General features: G+C 42.2%; 17 protein-coding genes. 2 read left to right on the forward strand and 15 right to left on the reverse strand.

The window, feature by feature from the left end; all coding sequences use genetic code 11:
* Positions 1 to 166: 166 nt before the first annotated feature.
* Complete coding sequence (locus BRLA_RS16375; protein ID WP_003336810.1) at positions 167 to 1,456, forward strand: hypothetical protein; 1,290 nt, start codon at positions 167 to 169, stop codon at positions 1,454 to 1,456.
* 273 nt (positions 1,457 to 1,729) lie between these two features.
* Here BRLA_RS16375 and recG read toward each other — a convergent pair whose 3' ends face one another.
* From recG to BRLA_RS16440, 13 genes are all read right to left on the reverse strand, one after another.
* Entirely contained in the window at positions 1,730 to 3,784 is a 2,055-nt protein-coding gene (gene recG / locus BRLA_RS16380; RefSeq protein WP_003336809.1) for an ATP-dependent DNA helicase RecG, read from the reverse strand.
* Positions 3,777 to 4,667 carry an L-serine ammonia-lyase, iron-sulfur-dependent, subunit alpha gene (gene sdaAA, locus BRLA_RS16385; RefSeq protein WP_003336806.1) on the reverse strand — a complete coding sequence of 297 codons (891 nt, stop codon included), beginning with the start codon at positions 4,665 to 4,667 and terminating at the stop codon, positions 3,777 to 3,779. Before sdaAA ends, recG begins: the two co-directional genes overlap by 8 nt.
* 96 nt (positions 4,668 to 4,763) lie before the next feature.
* Complete coding sequence (gene sdaAB / locus BRLA_RS16390; protein ID WP_003336805.1) at positions 4,764 to 5,429, reverse strand: L-serine ammonia-lyase, iron-sulfur-dependent subunit beta; 666 nt, start codon at positions 5,427 to 5,429, stop codon at positions 4,764 to 4,766.
* Between the two features lie 93 nt (positions 5,430 to 5,522).
* On the reverse strand, positions 5,523 to 6,680 hold the full coding sequence (locus BRLA_RS16395; protein ID WP_003336804.1) for a Ger(x)C family spore germination protein: 1,158 nt from the start codon (positions 6,678 to 6,680) through the stop codon (positions 5,523 to 5,525).
* Complete coding sequence (locus BRLA_RS16400; protein WP_041752645.1) at positions 6,677 to 7,774, reverse strand: GerAB/ArcD/ProY family transporter; 1,098 nt, start codon at positions 7,772 to 7,774, stop codon at positions 6,677 to 6,679. Before BRLA_RS16400 ends, BRLA_RS16395 begins: the two co-directional genes overlap by 4 nt.
* Entirely contained in the window at positions 7,758 to 9,308 is a 1,551-nt protein-coding gene (locus BRLA_RS16405; protein ID WP_003336802.1) for a spore germination protein, read from the reverse strand. The genes BRLA_RS16400 and BRLA_RS16405 overlap by 17 nt, the downstream gene beginning before the upstream one ends.
* Before the next feature lie 326 nt (positions 9,309 to 9,634).
* Positions 9,635 to 10,372, reverse strand: coding sequence for a YheC/YheD family protein (locus tag BRLA_RS16410; protein WP_003336801.1), 738 nt, complete (start codon positions 10,370 to 10,372; stop codon positions 9,635 to 9,637).
* Positions 10,372 to 11,499, reverse strand: a complete 1,128-nt coding sequence (locus BRLA_RS16415) for a 2-aminoethylphosphonate aminotransferase (protein WP_041752302.1) — start codon at positions 11,497 to 11,499, stop codon at positions 10,372 to 10,374. The genes BRLA_RS16410 and BRLA_RS16415 overlap by 1 nt, the downstream gene beginning before the upstream one ends.
* Positions 11,499 to 12,659: a phosphonopyruvate decarboxylase gene (gene aepY, locus BRLA_RS16420; RefSeq protein ID WP_041752646.1), complete on the reverse strand. Its 1,161-nt coding sequence runs from the start codon at positions 12,657 to 12,659 to the stop codon at positions 11,499 to 11,501. Before aepY ends, BRLA_RS16415 begins: the two co-directional genes overlap by 1 nt.
* Positions 12,660 to 12,681: 22 nt before the next feature.
* A complete protein-coding gene (aepX, locus tag BRLA_RS16425) occupies positions 12,682 to 13,569 on the reverse strand; it encodes a phosphoenolpyruvate mutase (protein WP_003336797.1) in 888 nt (295 codons plus the stop codon).
* 258 nt (positions 13,570 to 13,827) lie between these two features.
* Entirely contained in the window at positions 13,828 to 14,685 is an 858-nt protein-coding gene (locus BRLA_RS16430) for a DegV family protein (protein ID WP_003336796.1), read from the reverse strand.
* Between the two features lie 18 nt (positions 14,686 to 14,703).
* Complete coding sequence (locus BRLA_RS16435) at positions 14,704 to 16,431, reverse strand: DAK2 domain-containing protein (protein ID WP_003336794.1); 1,728 nt, start codon at positions 16,429 to 16,431, stop codon at positions 14,704 to 14,706.
* 12 nt (positions 16,432 to 16,443) lie between these two features.
* Entirely contained in the window at positions 16,444 to 16,809 is a 366-nt protein-coding gene (locus BRLA_RS16440) for an Asp23/Gls24 family envelope stress response protein (protein WP_003336793.1), read from the reverse strand.
* Positions 16,810 to 17,038: 229 nt separating this feature from the next.
* Here BRLA_RS16440 and rpmB point away from each other — a divergent pair, with 229 nt between their 5' ends.
* Positions 17,039 to 17,227 (forward strand): 50S ribosomal protein L28, encoded by a 189-nt coding sequence (gene rpmB / locus BRLA_RS16445; RefSeq protein WP_003341540.1) that lies wholly within the window; start codon positions 17,039 to 17,041, stop codon positions 17,225 to 17,227.
* Between the two features lie 280 nt (positions 17,228 to 17,507).
* Here rpmB and spoVM read toward each other — a convergent pair whose 3' ends face one another.
* Both spoVM and BRLA_RS24335 read right to left on the reverse strand, forming a co-directional pair.
* The gene (spoVM, locus tag BRLA_RS16450) at positions 17,508 to 17,594 is read right to left on the reverse strand and encodes a stage V sporulation protein SpoVM (RefSeq protein WP_035292591.1); all 87 of its coding nucleotides are present in this window, start codon (positions 17,592 to 17,594) and stop codon (positions 17,508 to 17,510) included.
* A 23-nt stretch (positions 17,595 to 17,617) separates the two neighbouring features.
* Positions 17,618 to 17,794: a hypothetical protein gene (locus BRLA_RS24335; protein WP_022584347.1), complete on the reverse strand. Its 177-nt coding sequence runs from the start codon at positions 17,792 to 17,794 to the stop codon at positions 17,618 to 17,620.
* Positions 17,795 to 17,878: the final 84 nt, after the last annotated feature.

The raw sequence follows: 17,878 nt of genomic DNA on the forward strand, positions 1-17,878 counted from the left end.
ATAAACGGAACAATTGGAGATGCTGCTACATGTAAATGGATTAAACCAGATCAGCAGAATCAGGTTAGCTTTTGCCTAGAAAAAATTCGAGCCGAGGTTGATCGGTATACGTTTCCCGTGAAACCTTCCAAGCAAAATAACGTACTTACTATAGAGGTGATTAAGAGTGGACAAGCGCATACAGGAGATTATTACGGCTACAAGTGAAAAATTTGGCCTTCAAACGTATCACTTACATACGAGCCGTTTATCGACAACCGTGGATTTGATTCGTGGCACAACCTATCAATTGAACATGGAATGGTTTGTAAACGGAGTAACAGAACGTACGGAGGATGATGTAAATCCACCCGGTACGGCCGTAATTGAATATGATATTAGCTCCAAACGCTATAAAAGTGTTATTTTTGTCGATGGAAAAACTTTTTCTACAAGCTCTACACGCTTTTCAACCCATTCCGAAATAATAGAGTGGATAGAAGCAGAAACAGGCCTACGCCATGAAGAGCAGTTCATTCTAAGCGATCGGACACAGTCCTCCACCATCCATCATTTTAAAGCCTGCCATAATGGTATTCCTCTTGCTCCAGGTGGAATGATAACAGTAGAGCATAATGATAAAGGACAGCTTCTTTCGTTTACAGTAGGTGGCGTGTTTCCTACAAAAGAAATGATAAAAGAGGAGCCTTATGCATTGGCCCTAGATACAGATGTCATACAGATCGCAAAGGAACAGGTTAGCTTAATCGAATTTCCTTCAACAGAGCAAAACAAATGGATTTTGGCTTATGCACTTGAGGAAATTTATATAGCCAATGATTTATCAGCAACTTATCCTTTTGAATTTATGATAGATAATCGTTTTTGCTTGAAGATTGACCATGTTTTTCATTGGGTCACACCATTAACGCTAACGTATGAGGAACAAAATCCTTTCCTATTTCAGAATCAGCCGGAGGTGTCTGCCAAGCAAGCATTTGCTAATGAACCACACCCAGATATGCTACCTATTACACGGGAGAAGCAGCAGCAGGCTATTCATGCAATCTCCGACTTTTTGCGTTCTATGTACCCAACAGAGTCAGGACAGTGGAAGCTAACCCATCTATATCGGCAAAACAGCTACATTCAGGCTGTACTCCGACCTGTTTCTAGTCCCACTAAATTGATCTCACCTAAAATCACAATATTCTTAGACCCGAAACAACTGCAAATCGTCTCGTATTTTGATAATCAGCTCTTTTGGAAAGAGGTACATGGAAATCTAGCGCAAGCTGAGCCCGTCACCATTGACAAAGAACTTGCCTTCGAACGGCTTAAACAGCATCTTACTCTGACGCCCACGTATGTGTTGCATCCAGAAAGAACCCATTATGTATTGTGTGGAAAGCTAGATTGCCACTATGGAGTGCTAGGAATAAATGGTGACGTTATTTTATTAGATTCCATCGACTAGAACGTGCCTTGACCACCTATTACCACACTAGTTTTTCTAAACAAGAATGTGTTCCTTGAACATACGTACATCAAAAACGATCCGTATTTCCGCCGTTTTCCAAATGAAAGCCCCCTCACCCTTCTAACATTAAGAAGAGTGAGGGGGCTTCTTACATCGTCCTAAACAAACGTGTATTCTTATTTGAAATCTTTTTATCATCCTAGCAAAGTAAAAAAATCAAAATCATTTGCATCCATATCAAACAGAGCAAGCATAGCCATTTATACTAGTCTAATCTAAAACGGTACCCTCCAGAATTCCCTGCTCTCGCAAATAGGAGCGTAAATATTCATACGCAGGCTCTGTCCAGAACTCATCCTTATTGACCATAACCGCTGCTTCCTGACGAGCTACCTCTAACGCTTTATAGTCGCTTAGTAAATCTGCTACCTTAAAGTCAGGAACCCCGCTTTGCTTAGTACCAAAGAAATCACCTGGACCACGTAGCTCCAAATCGCGTTGAGACAGTTCAAAACCGTCATTGGTTTCGCACATGACACGCATCCGTTCTTTTCCAACCTCTGATTTTGGATCGGCAATGAGTACACAATATGATTGATCAGCCCCACGACCGACACGTCCACGCAACTGATGCAACTGAGCAAGACCAAACCGCTCAGCATCATAGATGACCATAAAGGTTGCATTCGGCACGTTTACCCCAACCTCTACTACGGTTGTAGAAACAAGAATTTGAGTCTTTGCACGAGCAAACGATTGCATGACCTCATCCTTCTCTTTCGATGGCAAACGCCCATGCATCAAGCCTACCTGATACTCCTGGAAATACATGCTTAATTGCGCATGTACATCAATCGCATTTTGAACGTCCAGCTTGTCGGATTCTTCGATTAAAGGACAGATTACATACGCTTGGCGACCTTGTGATAATTCTGCTCGCATGCGTTCTAGCACTTGATGAAACTGCTCGTGCTTAGCCCATGAGGTCTCTACTGGTTTACGTCCAGCCGGCATCTCATCAATTACAGAGACATCCATATCGCCAAAAGCCGTGATTGCCAACGTACGTGGAATCGGTGTAGCTGTCATGAATAAGACATCTGGACAAAGCCCCTTGTTGCGAAGCACACGACGTTGTTCGACCCCAAAACGATGCTGCTCGTCTGTTATCACCAGTCCCAGCTTAGAGAAAAATACATCGTCCTGAATAAGTGCATGCGTACCAACTACTACATCCAAGCTTCCTGATTGCAGAGTTTCAAGCAACTCACGTCGTTTTTTGCCTGTAACAGAGCCTGATAACAGCGCAATCCGTAGTCCCAATGGCTCCAATAAGCCTGTTAATGAGTGCAAATGCTGCTCAGCCAAAATTTCGGTGGGCACCATCAAAGCCCCTTGAAAACCGGCTTTTACTGTAGCATACAAAGCAATAGCTGCTACCACTGTTTTACCGGAGCCTACATCCCCTTGCAATAAACGATTCATTGCATAGGGAGCCTGCATATCATCAAGCACCTCTTTTACCACACGCTTTTGAGCTCCTGTTAACGGAAACGGTAGGGAACGTACGAATTCTCGCACCAGCTCCAGCGGAATGGCTTGGGCAATCCCCTCTGTTTGCTGACGTGTTATCCGTCGAAATGCCTGCATTTTTACTTGAAATAAAAAAAGCTCCTCAAACATAATACGGCGGCGCGCTTGATGACCTTCTTGTGCATTGCCTGGAAAATGGATCAGCTCAATTGCTTCATGACGCGGCAATAAACGATAACGTTCTACTAGTTCCGGAGGCAGAATCTCAGGAATTAGCTTGCCGTATTTTTCAAGGGCATGCTGAATCGTTTTGCGTAAAAATAAAAGATTAACTCCCGCACTTAACGGATAAACCGGGACGAGATCATTACGTTTCTTGGCCCGCGGTGAATCCTTTTGTGTCATTTCACTCACGGTAATTTGCAGTTTATGCTTGTCCCATTTACCTGTAACTACGATCTCTTTACCAGTAGATAGCTGTGTTTTAACATACATTTGGTTAAACCAAACAGCCGTAACAACTACACGATCCATGACAAGCTTGACGCTGATCCGCGATTTCTTTTTGCCAAAAAAGCGAACAGAGGGCTCGCCGTAGACTGTGCCTACAAGAGTAACCCTCTCCTCATGCTTCACTTCAGTTAGATCGCGAATACGATAATCCTCATAACGCGATGGAAAATACTCTACTAAATCCTTGATGCTGTATATGCCAAGTGCCTCTAAATCTTTAGCCCGCTCGGCTCCAATGCCATAGAGATTGCTAACAGGACCAGCTAATAAATCAATCATGCTGTTTCACCGGCACACCAAAGATTTTCGCCTCAATTGCACGGCCTGTCTTCGTATCCGCCAACCCGCCTTGTGCCGTTTCCTTCAGGGTATTTGGCATGCTACATCCGATACGATACATCGCTAAAATTACCTCATCAGTAGGGATCACACTCTTAATGCCCGCCATTGCCATATCGGCAGCTACGGTTGCGATAGCGGCCCCCATTGCATTACGCTTCACACAAGGAACCTCAACCAATCCTGCCACCGGATCGCATACTAAGCCAAGCATATTCTTCAAAGCGATAGCTACCGCTTGTGCTGATTCCTCTGGTGTACCTCCAGCCATTTCAACAATCGCTGCCGCTGCCATCGCTGTAGCAGAGCCTACCTCCGCTTGACACCCACCGGCTGCTCCTGAGATGAAAGCATTGTTAGCAATGCAATATCCAATCGCTCCCGCTGTAAAAAGGTAATTCACCATTTGCTCGCGTGTTGGATTTAGTTTTTCTGATACAGCAAACAAGGTTCCAGGAACAATCCCACAGGCACCTGCTGTTGGTGTGGCAACAATCGTCCCCATCGCTGCATTTACTTCATTAACAGCCACAGACATGCTTACCGCGTTAAGCAGCGTCTTGCCAGATAAAAACGGCTTTTCTTTCATATATTGTTGCAGCCTTTTAGCATCTCCACCAGTCAAACCACTATATGAACGAATGTCCTCGGTCAATCCCCGTTGCACCGCTTTTTCCATCACATCCAGATTGCGATACATCTCTTCCATAATAGACTCACGAGATCGCTCAGAAAAGTTCATTTCTGCCTCAATCATGATTTGAGAAATGGGTTTCCCTTGTGATTCCGCCAGTTCCACTAATTCTGCTACATTGCGAAACATGGACCTCAACTCCTTTTGCACTTACCTTCCAACTCTATCTCTATTCCATAAAGGGCTTTATTTTTCACGATAATATCCAATTAAAAGCAGCCCAAGCTACACAGTAGGTAGCAACAATACCTGCTCAATGGACGACAGTTTTTCCATCTCCTGTATTGTAGCCTGATCAACCAGCGTATCTAGCTCAATGATCATGAGAGCTAAACTGCCTCGCTCCCGTCGTGATACCTCCATAAAGCCAATATTGACACGATGCTCAGCCAAAACCTCGGACACCTTAGCAATCATACCGAAACGATCCTCATGGAAAACCAATAATGTAGGAGCGCTTGCTGACAATGTTAATTGAAACCCATTGATTTCAGTAATCAGCATTTTGCCCCCGCCAATGGAAATTCCAACAATCTCTACACTATCCTGCTCATCTGAGAGCTTAATCCGAGACGTATTCGGATGCTCCGTCTGTAGCTCTGAGGTAGTAAGGATCACTTCAATTCCAAAGTCTTTGGCTATTTGGATGGAATCTTTTAATCGTAAGTCACTTGTATCAAAATCAAGAATTCCTGCCACAGTCGCTACATCTGAACCATGACCCTGATAGGTTTTTGCAAAAGAACCATAGAACGTGATTTCCGCCTTCTTTGGTTGTCTCCCAAATAAAGTGCGAGCAACGCGTCCAATTCGAGCCGCTCCTGCTGTATGTGAACTGGATGGCCCAACCATCACGGGTCCAATAATATCGAAAACGCTTTTAAATTTCATTTGAGCAGCCCTCGCTCTCCCAAAAGTCTCGTACACCTTATTGTATCGTAGGTTAGGGAAATCGGCTACTTCTAAAAACACATGTTACTCAATCTATTCGATTACTCCTCGACTTTCTATATTGATAGTCGGCAGGATATTCACCCGTGCTTTCGAAAATTGAGCAGGCCACTGATCTTGAATTTTCTTCCAATGCGGATACTGATACGCTCTTGCATACCATCCAAACCCGAATGGGTCCAATTTTTTTTGTTGTACCTTTTTTATGAGCGTCTCCATTTCAGCTTTCATTTTATTTCCTATAAAATGTGCCAGCTTATCCTTTTCTTTTTCCAAATCAATCGGTAAGGTTCGTTCAATAACTCGGACGTCCATTTCCAGATGAACCGTAAAAACAAATTGATTATCCTGATAGGAGGTTTCTATCTTTGGCTTTAATCGTTGAATATTCACTGTCACAAAGCCTTCCTTTTTCGCTTTACCTGATGACTGACCTTGCGAAAACGAAGCTGTTGGAACTGCTATGGTATAAGAGATCGGAATTTTGGCTTTCCGCTGTAGCATTAGCAGATACAAATTCTCTCGACGATTCAAGGACAAATGCTGTCTTCCTTCTTTGTCTAAGAGAGCCGCTCCCAATACGACAATCCCATTCTTATCTTTTTTTACCTCCGCGATAGCCGGAGTGATTCCCTTGTCATATAGCAATGTATGAAATTTTTGAAGAGTAGTTTCTAGCCCTTGATTAAGCTTGGCACTATTTTGAAGAGAATCTGTAATATAGCGAGGCAGGATGGATTTATCCGGGAAATTACTATTTACAAGATCAGACATGGAGCCTTTAACTCCTGCCATCACCATATTCGCCACATTTTTAGCATCACGAAAGGATACATCCAGATCAGCAACAATTCCCTCCTTTAACATTGCCTCCCCGAACAGCAGAACCTGTACTTTTCCTACAACTACCTGTCCTTGAGCCACACTGTTGAACACGTCCTTCGCTTGGCGAACAGTGTGTGCCTTTGCTCCATAGACAGCATATTTCTTTTTTGCATCTTTATCAAAGATCGGACTCATTTCATAGACTAGTATTTGGTTGTCAGAGGTCCGATCCATGGCATAAATCAGCGCTAAATTAATATCCTCCACAAGAACCTGATCTCCACAGCCGCTTAAGCCGAACAAACAGGCACATGCACCCATGCAGCTCAGTAGCTGTGACACTTTACTTTTACCCCGCTTTTTCATTTAACTGTCGCCCCCCTCCATCGGCTAACCAGCATGGTATACAATAAAAAGAGTACTGGAAACGCAAATACCGTGTAATAGCCCATCCATTCCCACGAATTCTTCCAAAACGTAATACCTGTATACGATGGCTGATAAAACAGGTAGCTAAGCGCATAGATAAGTAAGATAGTGTAAGGCATCTGCCAATCCGTTTTATGAAACAGTTGCGAAATATTCTCCATCGCGAAAAACAAGTAAGGGATGACAGACGTGGAAAAAATAAAGATATAGAAGGAAAGATAAACGATCTCAAAACGCTCGAGAAAAGAAAACCGAACCGGCTTGACCAAGGTGAGCGTAGGCCAAATAAATTTTGTAATTTCATCTGGGCTAAAAAAGGTAAAGCAGCTAAACGTAATTTGCAAATAGACAAGCAGCGTAATTGTATTTGCAATGATGACCCCTTTGACTGCTTGCTTTTTATTCTCCAAATAAGGATAAAACAAAAAGATCCATTCAAAGCCTAAGAACGCTAATACCGTTGTTTTCACTCCATGTAAGATAGGCATCCAGCCCTCTTTAAACACTGGGAGCAAGAAAGTAAGATGACCATCCTTTAATGAGAACAGCAAAATTAAAGGCATCCACAAAGTAAAGAAAAATACGAACACCTGATATCGGCAAATTAGGCGAATGCCTCCTCTTAGACCAATGTAAGTACAAAGGAGAAAGAGAGCAACTATCAGAAATGTCATTGTATTAGGCAATACCCATTCTTTTATAATATAGATGCTCGTATAAAAGATCGTGATAGCCCCAAGCAAGGAATAGAGAATCCAGACCACCATGATTGATTTCCCCAAAAAGGAGCCTACATAGTAAATCAACACATCGAGCATCGTTTTATTTGGATGCTTAGACATAATCCCGATGATGCAAAGACTGATAATCATCGTACACAAGTATCCGATAATAATAGAAATCCAGCCATCAGTGCCAGTTACACGAGCCAAATCTGCTGGTAGATTCAAGATGCTAGTACCTACCTCAATCCCACTGATTGTTAAAATAAATTGCAGGAGAGAAATTTTCCGATCACTCAATTTTCTCATGATGTTCACCATTCCCTCTGCCATTGTCTCCCTGTCGATCAACCTGCTTTGGTTTAAGCTCGATTGGCCGTTTCTTCATCATCCACACTGGTAAACGAATGAAGGTATCTTTTAGTTCGGAAAAATGCAAGGGTGAAAAGGAAGCACCATATGGTGTACCTAACGATTCCAGTGAGAGCAGATGCAGAATAACGAGCATAAGCCCCCAAATGATACCCACCATCCCAAATAAAGAAGCAGCCACCATCATAGGAAACCGAATCATACGAACTCCAGCCGACATCTCCAAATTCGGAATGATAAAGGAAGCAATCGCTGTCAAAGCAACTACAATCACCATGATATTACTGACCAACCCAGCTGATACTGCCGCTTGCCCTATAACGATACCGCCTACAATACCAATGGTTTGTCCAATAGGAGCTGGCAATCGTAATCCAGCCTCACGGAGCATTTCCAATACCATTTCCATAATAAATGCCTCAAGAATTGGCGGGAGCGGCACTCTTTCACGCGATTCTCCAATCGTCAAAAGCAAGGGAAGCGGTATCAATTCATAATGAAACGATACAGAAGCAATATAGATCGCAGGAGCCAAAATTGCGATAAAAAAAGCAACAAAACGCAACAGGCGAATAAAAGAAGCAGCAAACCATCGAACACTATAATCATCTACGGTTTGAAAATATGAAAAAAAGGTCATGGGAGCCACTAACACTCCCGGTGACCGATCCATGATGATGACGACTCTACCTTGCAGAATATGGGAAGCTGCTGTATCTGGACGCTCTGTCATAGAGAATTGAGGAAAAGGAGTAAATGCTCGATCCTCCAAATATCCTTCTAGTTCTCCTGTATTTAAAATAATATCGACTGTAAGCGACTCTAATCTTTTTTCAAGCTCGTCCAAAATCTGAGGATTCGTCACATCCTCCAAATACAAGAGTGATACTTTTGCTCCACCGCGTTCTCCAATGGTATGTTCCTTAACCTTCAGCTCCCTGCTAGGAATGTAGCGCCGAATCATAGAAATATTGGCATTCGCTGTCTCGATAAATCCCTGATGAGCACTTTTAATCGCTGATTCAATCTGCGGCTCCTGAATAGCACGCTGGGGCCAGCCTTGAGCCTCTATAAGAAAAGCCTGAGGAAACCCATCCATAAATATAATGCAGCAACCATGAAACAAGGACTCCTCAATCTCAGCCCATAAATTAATTTGTTTGATTTTGCCTACAAATAATACAGATTCCATTTGTTCAGGATATACGGTTTCAGCAACCAACAAGGGATGAACAATATCTCGATTCACAATGGTTTTGTCAATCAAACCATCTAAATAAACCAATAGTGCCTTCTCTCCTGTTTTTAAAGGAAGCTCACGCATAGTCAAATCCGGAATTCCAGAGAATTTCTTCTCTAATTGATTCAAATTGCTATACATCGAAGAGTCAATACAGGCAGAATCTGAAGTCTGGCTTCCCCCTGCCTTCTGTCCCTGTCTGGTTGTCCAATATCGTTGGAAGAATGACATGACCTCACCTTTTTATTCAATGTGAACCTCTGCGTTCCAGTTTGCTGTTGTAGCCTGTATATGTATGGTTTGCCAAAAAGGGAATAGAGATTCTCATATAAAAGGAAAAAACAATAACGAAATATCCCGAACATTAAAAATGAATAGGATTCCATGGGCGCACCTGCTACGTCAGCTTGTCTTAGCATACTTTAATATCCCAGCAAAATAGGTAACCAACGTGACAACCATTCATTCATAAAAGATTGCCACGTTTACGTTACAAGAACCTTACTATTCTACTATGATCCATTGAAAAACCGATCCTTTACTTCCAAAGTCCCTACTTATCTACCCTTTTGATATGCCAAAATTCGATACACCATAGCTTTATCACCCAGCTTGCGGAAGTGAGAAATAGCTGGATAATGATTTGTTTCAATAATCCATACCTTCCCCTTCTTATCCAATCCTATATCCATTCCATAGGTACGATGCGATGGAAATGCTACTCTTAGCCTTTTTGCGGACATTAAAGCCACCTGTTTAACATTAGAGAGGAGAAGTTGATTCGAATGATTTTTAAGTGATGATTTTTGAAGTGCCCTTTGAACGTGCAGCATCTTTCCTTTACTCCTAGTATTATTGGTGACGAAATAACCTTTGCCAGCTACTTTAGCTGCTCTGGCAGTAACTTTCCACGAATCAGAATATCTTCTGCGCTGTACAATGATCCGCATATCAAAAGGACGTTTATGGATTGTAGCAAGGGAAATTCGCCGTTGAATCATATAAGCAGTCGATCTTATCTTTTTTTTGATGTAGTGATAAGTCCGTTTTTTCCCTTTTATGGTCTTCCTTTTATTTTCACTGTGTATATTAAATTTACGATCCCCTAGTGAAGATACTTGAATGACGCCCGCCCCTCCCCTTCCCCTGACAGGCTTTAGAATCACCTTTCCATACCGATTAATCAAATCCCAAAAGGCGCTTTTTGACATCCGTTGTGTTTCCGGCAAGTACGGTGCTAAACTTTTTGACCGTTTTAAAAATAAATATTTTGACCATTTATTTCTTGCTCTCATTAGGCATCTTCCTTTGCAAAAGGATAACCAATGGCTTGTAAATAACTTTCTAGGATACTCAAAAAATCCTCAATATCCTTATAGGTAATATCCCCAATATTTGCCACCCTAAATGTTTTTGAATCTGCAAATTTCCCAGGATAAATGGTAAAGCCTTGATCGTACAAATAATCGTGCATTTCATTGAAATTGTATCCGCTACAATCAGGCTCAACGATGGAAGTAATGATTTTGGAATGATGCTCCTTTGGAATAATATAATTCAAATGAAGCCTATCCATGCCTTTGATTAATGTTTCCCACGATTTCACATATCTTTGGTATCTTCTCTCTACCCCCTCTTCTTTCAATTCGTCGATCGCTTGCTTTAGTGCATAGAAGGTCTGGACAGGAGGAGTAAAACGCATTTGACGGGACTCACAAAAAAACTGATATTGTTCATAGAGGTGTAGGTAATAATTTTTGGGCTTATTGTCCCGGATACGTTCCAATTTCTTTCGATTGGCAACGACAAATGCGACACCTGCAAAACCCTGTAGATTTTTATTAGAGCTTGCAGCCAAAAAACTGATATTCATTTTGTCCATTTGAATGGGAACGGCCGCATATGAGCTCATTGCATCCACAATCATATCAATATGATATTTTTCGCAAATGGCTCCAATCGCTTCAAGATTGTTTAAAAGACCAGTAGACGTTTCGTTGTGAACTACGGCTAGGTGGGAGATTTTTTGGCAGGATTTTTTGATCGTGTTTTCTAGTGCAACTAAATCGATTCCATCATCGTGAGGACTAGTGAATTCGAGGAGGGGCAGATTGTAGGCTTTGGCAATTTCACATATGCGTTTTCCGTACGCACCATTGTTAATGACAAGTACAGTATCATCGCGCACAACAGAACTAATAATAGCTTCTACAGCTGCTGTACCGGAACCGCCAAACAAGACCGTCGTGTAATCCTTCGTATCAGCAACCAACTGGGTAAGCTCTGTAGATACATATTCCAATAGGTCACCAAATTCTGTTTCACGAGGACAAATATCAGGAACTACTTGGGCGTATTTCACACTATCCGTTGTTGTGGCGGGACCGGGATTCAATAAAATATTTCTCTTCACGATCTGCATCAGATATCCCCCTTTCCAAAACGGGATACATTGCTACTTGCAAACGCCTGCAGCCTCTCTTTTACTTCATAAGGCTTTATTTTAGGGCGACCAAGCTGCTCCAAGGAACCTTTGGCAATTCTCAAATAGAGAAAAGTAAGTCCTTTCGTTTGTTTCCATTCTCGAATGGAGGCTTCCAATTCCTTCAAGCTGTGAATGTAGGTGGATGTCAGATACCCGCAGGCGGAAGCAATTTCTACAAAATCAATCGTATGTGATACGGTGCTTTGTCCACCCGTAGAATCGTGGGCATGATTGTCGAGTAGAATATGGAGCATATTGTCTGGAGCATAGTACCCGTTTGTAGCCAGACTCCCCATACGCATCAGCATGGAACCGTCCCCGTCAATGACAACAATCTCTTTATCCTTTTTGGTTAGGGCTAGACCGAGTCCTAGAGAGCTAATGCATCCCATAGAGCCAACCATGTATAAATTATTGTTAGCATCCTCAATTTCATACAGTTCCCGTCCCGTTTTTCCAGTTGTGGCAAGCTGAATTGTTTGACTATCTTTTAGTGCGTTAATAACCTCCAACGCTTCTGAACGTTTTGGAACAGCATCCTGTTTATTTTTTTGCTTTTTATATAGATTGCCTTTCCCAGAAGGCTCTTGATTGAACAGCTTAACCTTTTCAAAGGTTTTCTTTCTGACAACAAAGAAAAAAGACTGATTCGCTTCCACATATTCATTAGCTCGGTTAATCTGCTCCTTCGCTTCTTCTATATCGACTGATAAAAATTCCCATTTTACTTGCATTAAATCAAGGAGCTGTGTCGTTATTTTGCCCATTAATTCATGCTGTGGCTCATCTTGAATCCCTTCTTCTCCTCTCAAACTGACAAATCCAAGAACTGGAAGACGAAAAGGATGGTTGAGTGATACTAATGGGGAAACAGCATTGGTCAGACCGGAATTTTGCATAAAAACAACTGCCTTTTCTCCTCCTAACGCTACTCCAGATGAGATAGCTATAGCTTCGCCTTCATTGGTAGCCCCCACATACGTACATTCATTTTTGACATAGTTGATAAAATCCTTTAGAAACGAACAAGGAACTCCACAGTAAAATTGGAATCCCCGCTTTCTCAATTCATTAACAAACAGATTCGTATTTAGCACCATTAATCATCCTTTTTTACATCTAGGATTTAAGTCCGTTTGCAGGGAGATATTTCTTTTCCGCTTCCTTTAATTCATCCGCATTCTGTAGATGGAACACATCGTCTAACGTTGCCAAATTCTCTTCCACCTGAATGAGGCTTTTCTGTTCAAAAATTTGTTTCGAGGTTTGTTGCATAGCAACAATTGAAGATCTCAGATTGTGATTCGCCCAGATGACCATACTCACACCCAATTCTTCAAATTTGTCCACCGGCGTTTTGTAATATTTAGTCGGTACGATCACAATAGGATGTCTAAACGCCCATTCTTTCATGAAAGCATCAATTTCTGTGACATCGGATCTTTTACTGTGGATCAGAATAGCATCCGCTCCCGCTTGTCGATAAGCTTCAGCTCTTTGTAAGGATTCTTCTAGCCCCCACCCTGCAATGAATGCCTCTACTCTTGCCACAACAACAAAATCCTCATCTGTTTGACTATCCTTCATCGCTTTAATCTTTCCACAGAACTCATCAATATTGGCAAGCGGTTGCATTTCACTTTTGATAAACGAATTGGTTTTTGGAAAAAGCTTATCTTCAATGCATACACCCGCTATGCTCCTTTGCTCTAATTTTTTTACCAATCTCCTTGCATTATTGAAGTTTCCATAACCCGTATCGCCATCTAGCAAAATTGGTACAGAAGTAGCATCACTCATAAACTCTAATACATCTAGCACTTGGGTCCAGGACGCCTCATTGTTGTCCCTCACACCCAGCGAAGCCGAAATGGTCAAACCACTAGCCCAAATTCCTTTAAAGCCACAATTCTCTGCAATTTTGCCTGATAATCCGTTATGAGCTTCCATTAAAAATTCAATTTCTTCAGAACGAATGAGCTGCTTTAATCGTGTTGTTTTTTTCATAAGGACCTCCATTCCATTTGGAGTCTAACTATTTTTTATCTTTATCTTATGAATAATTATAGGACGTGTGCCAAAATGTTTCGTTTATAATGCTTTCATCATATGCTCATCTGCTGGATATCAACCCCACCCTCTTATTTGTACGAATGCAAAACAAAAACACCTTACCTAATCGCTATTTGCACGATTCAAGCAAGGTGTCCCTTATTCTCTTGGTTTTTCGTGAACCTTTATTCACAATAAAATGTTGTGTTATTCCTACTCTTTTACCATTGCGCAGGCAATTCCGCCTGGTCCAATATGTGCTCCGATAACAGGACCAATTTCGGATATATAGGTTTCAATTACCTGGAATTCCTGAGCGACCCGCTCTTTTAACGACTTTGCTTCTTCTAACGCATTTGCATGCAGAATGGCTACCTTTACTCTTGCATCGGCAGCATAGGATTTTAGTTCATTCAGCATCCTAGCCACTGCTTTTTTATTGCCGCGTACCTTGTCAAAGGCATACACAGCACCATTTGCATCTAGCGACAGGATCGGCTTAATGTTTAAAAGCGAACCAATAAATGCGGAAGCGCGACCGATTCGACCGCCTTTTTGTAAAAACTCCAAAGTGTCGATGATAAAGAAATTCTGCATTTGCTGAATCATCCGGTCCACTTCATCCAGAATTTGTTGTTTAGAGCATCCTGCACGCGCCATTTTAGCTGCTTCAACAACAAGGAGTCCCTCAAACATAGCACCCTTCTTCGAGTCAATAATCGTCAAGTCTAGGTCTTGTTCGAGCATTCCCTTGCCAATAACAGCGGATTGGTACGTACCCGATAACTGACTGGACAACAAAATAGCAATGATGCAAACATCCGCACCATGCTTCTCACTAATTTCTTGGAATTTTTGAGAGAACTCTACTGGTGATGGCTGAGATGTTCTTGGAAATACGTCGGACGAACGTAAACGCTCAAAAAACTCAGCAGAGCGTATAGTGATTCCATCCAGAAAGGTTTCAGCACCAAAGCTCACCTTCAAAGGAACGATCTCAATACCTAGCTCTGTAATCAGAGCTGGATCAATATCTGACGCACTATCCGTAACAATTACAATAGGTGACAACGTAACATTACTCCTCTCCTACTCGACAGCAAAAATGAAAGGATAAAGTGGTTGTCTACCAGAAAGGATCTCAACTTCCACATCCTCAAATAAATCCGCTAGCATTTCCTCTAGTAGGGCCCCCTGCTCTTCGGAAGCACCTTCACCATAGATAATTGTAACCAGCCCTGTCTCTTCATCTACCATGTTTTTCAAAAGCTCCATAGCACTGTCCATCATATCTGCTTGTGCTGTAATGATGGTTCCTTCGTTGATTCCAATAAAGTCACCCTCTGCAATTTCGACATCCCCCATTTTGGTATCTCGAACTGCATGCGTAACCAGCCCTGTTTTTACCTGCTCCAGCGCTTTTGTCATCATTTCTTTATTGCTCTCTAATTCTTCTCCGCCATTAAATGCTACCAACGCTGCCATCCCTTGTGGCACACTCTTCGTCGGTACAACAGCAACAGGTACACTTGCCAATACAGCCGCCTGTTGTGCAGCCATGATGATGTTTTTATTATTTGGTAGGATAATCATTTTTTCAGCGTGAAGCTCTTCAATAGCCTTTACGAAGTCTTCGGTACTTGGATTCATGGTTTGTCCACCTTGAACCACTACTTGTACTCCTAAGCTTTGGAAAATCTCCGCGATTCCGTCTCCTGCTGCTACCGCAATAATTCCATAAGGTACTGGGAGCTCTTGCTCATCTTTGATTGCTATAGATGCTGATTCAGCCTGTACTTCTTCAGAAGTCACGTGAGCTGTTTCTTCACGCAGGATATTGGAATGCTGTTCACGCATATTATCAATTTTAATTCGATGCAGTGAACCGAATTGCTGTGCATAGTTAAGCACATTTCCTGGGTGTTCAGCGTGAATATGTACTTTGATGACATCCTCATCAGATACAACCAGCAATGAATCTCCCATTGTATCTAATTGCGCACGGAACGTGGCTTCAGCAAAAGGCTTTTTATTCGCTTCTGTACTTCCAGTCAAATACACCATGAACTCCGTGCAATATCCATACAGAATGTCTTCTGTTTTTAATTGAGATTGAGCGCTATGCTTCTCTTCAACCAGATCACTCATATTCTGTAACGTAGTAGCTTTGCCAGGCATCTGTTTTTGCTCAACAGCCTTCTCACCATGCAAGGAACGAACAAAGCCCTCGTAGATGTAAACCAATCCTTGCCCACCGGAGTCAACAACGCCTACCTCTTTTAAAACAGGCAGATATTCAGGGGTTTGGCTTAGAGTAAGCTTTGCCTGTTCAAAGGTTTTGTCCATCACAGTAAGGATGTCATCCGTCGTGCGAGAGATTTTAACAGCCATTTCAGCAGCTTCACGTGCTACCGTAAGAACAGTACCCTCTACTGGTTTCATTACCGCCTGATATGCTGTATCCACGCCCATTTTTAATGCATCTGCAAACGTGCGAGCATCGATGGTTTCCTTACCTGCCACCACCTTGCTAAATCCACGGAATAATTGAGACAAAATAACACCTGAGTTTCCGCGGGCCCCCATTAAAAGTCCTTTTGCCAACGCCTGAGCTGAATTACCGATGTGTGCAGACTCTTTACGGGAAAGCTCTTCTACACCAGCTGTAAACGTAAGATTCATATTTGTACCAGTATCGCCATCTGGAACAGGGAACACGTTTAAAGCATCTACTATTTTGTAGTTCGTATGCAGGTTATTGGCGCCTAGATAAACCATCTGACTAAATTGCACGCCATCAAGACGCTTGTGTACCACTACTTTTCCTCCTTACAGTTCACGGTCTGTTCTGACCCCTTGGACATATATATTAATCGCCGATACCTCGACTCCTAGCGTTTGTTCGAGTGTATATCGCACACGGCTCTGCACATTGCCAGCCACTTCAGAAATCTTTGTACCATAGCTCACAATAATATGCAAATCTAAGCTAACATCGTTATTCTCATTGCGAACAACAACGCCTTTACTCAAATTATCCTTTTTTAGAAGTTCTGCAATTCCGTCCTTTAATGCTTTACGGGAAGCCATACCCACCAATCCAAATACTTCCATGGCGGCCCCGCCAGCAATTCGAGCGATTACTTCCTCACTAACATCAATTTTTCCAAGAGGTGTATTCATTTCAACTGGCATTTCAGGTTCCTCCTTTTACAAAAGACCAATCCGTATAATGGTATATCTTGTACTTCACCCCATTCTACTATAAGTAAAGTGCGATTTGAAGGTTTTTTCATTTGTCGAAATAGCCACAGGGAATTTCCTGTCAAGTATTGCAATTGACAGCTTGCTATGATACTATGGATCAAGCTGTTCTTATGCCCGTATTGGGCTTGTTTAATAGCTTCAAGGGAGGTGGATGTAAATGTCACGTAAATGTTTTGTTACTGGAAAAACAGCGAAAGCTGGTAATGCGCGTTCTCACTCTATGCGTGCTAGCCGCCGTACTTGGGGTGTTAACGTTCAAAAAGTGCGCATCCTTGTTAACGGGAAACCAAAACGCGTTTATGTAAGCACTAGAGCTTTGAAATCTGGTCTTGTAACTCGCGTATAACTCAGCAAAGGCTGAGCTAGAAGCGAATCAATTTGTTTGGTTCGTCATAGAATGGGTCTGTCTGGTCTTTGACTAGATACGACAACGTTGCACTTACATGTAACATGTAAAAAAAGCACCTTTCTTGGGTGCTTTTTTTATTTACTATTATTATCCCCTAAGATGGGAATCATCATAAATACCAAGGCATCCACCTACCAAAAAATACAGGGTGAATGCCTGTTTAAAATGCTGATGGGCAATCGAATGTCGCCTCTCATCTGAGCCACATCCTCAGCGTTTACTTGGCTTTCTTATTGAAAGCTTCAATCATGGCGCGAACCATACCACCTAGAATTTTCGGCAACTTGATCGTATAGAAACGCATCTTGACCCCTCCTTACTCCGGAATTACTTGTGATGAAATAAAAACCAGCCTGTTGCTATGAGTGCTGTTCCCAAGATGGCATACCACACCCAGAGGGGCATCGTATTCAAAATGAGGATAAGTCCACCCACTCCAAAAATGACTCCGAGAACGCGCTTGATTGCCATCCCCTGCTTCACGTGAAACGAGCGAAAACTCATACCAGGTCGCACCCCCCTTAGGCTTATTCCGTAATAAAGCTATTACATACATATTCCGAAGAGGGTCAAACATATGTCCAGTAT

This window comes from Brevibacillus laterosporus LMG 15441 (assembly GCF_000219535.2).
Classification (GTDB): domain Bacteria; phylum Bacillota; class Bacilli; order Brevibacillales; family Brevibacillaceae; genus Brevibacillus_B; species Brevibacillus_B halotolerans.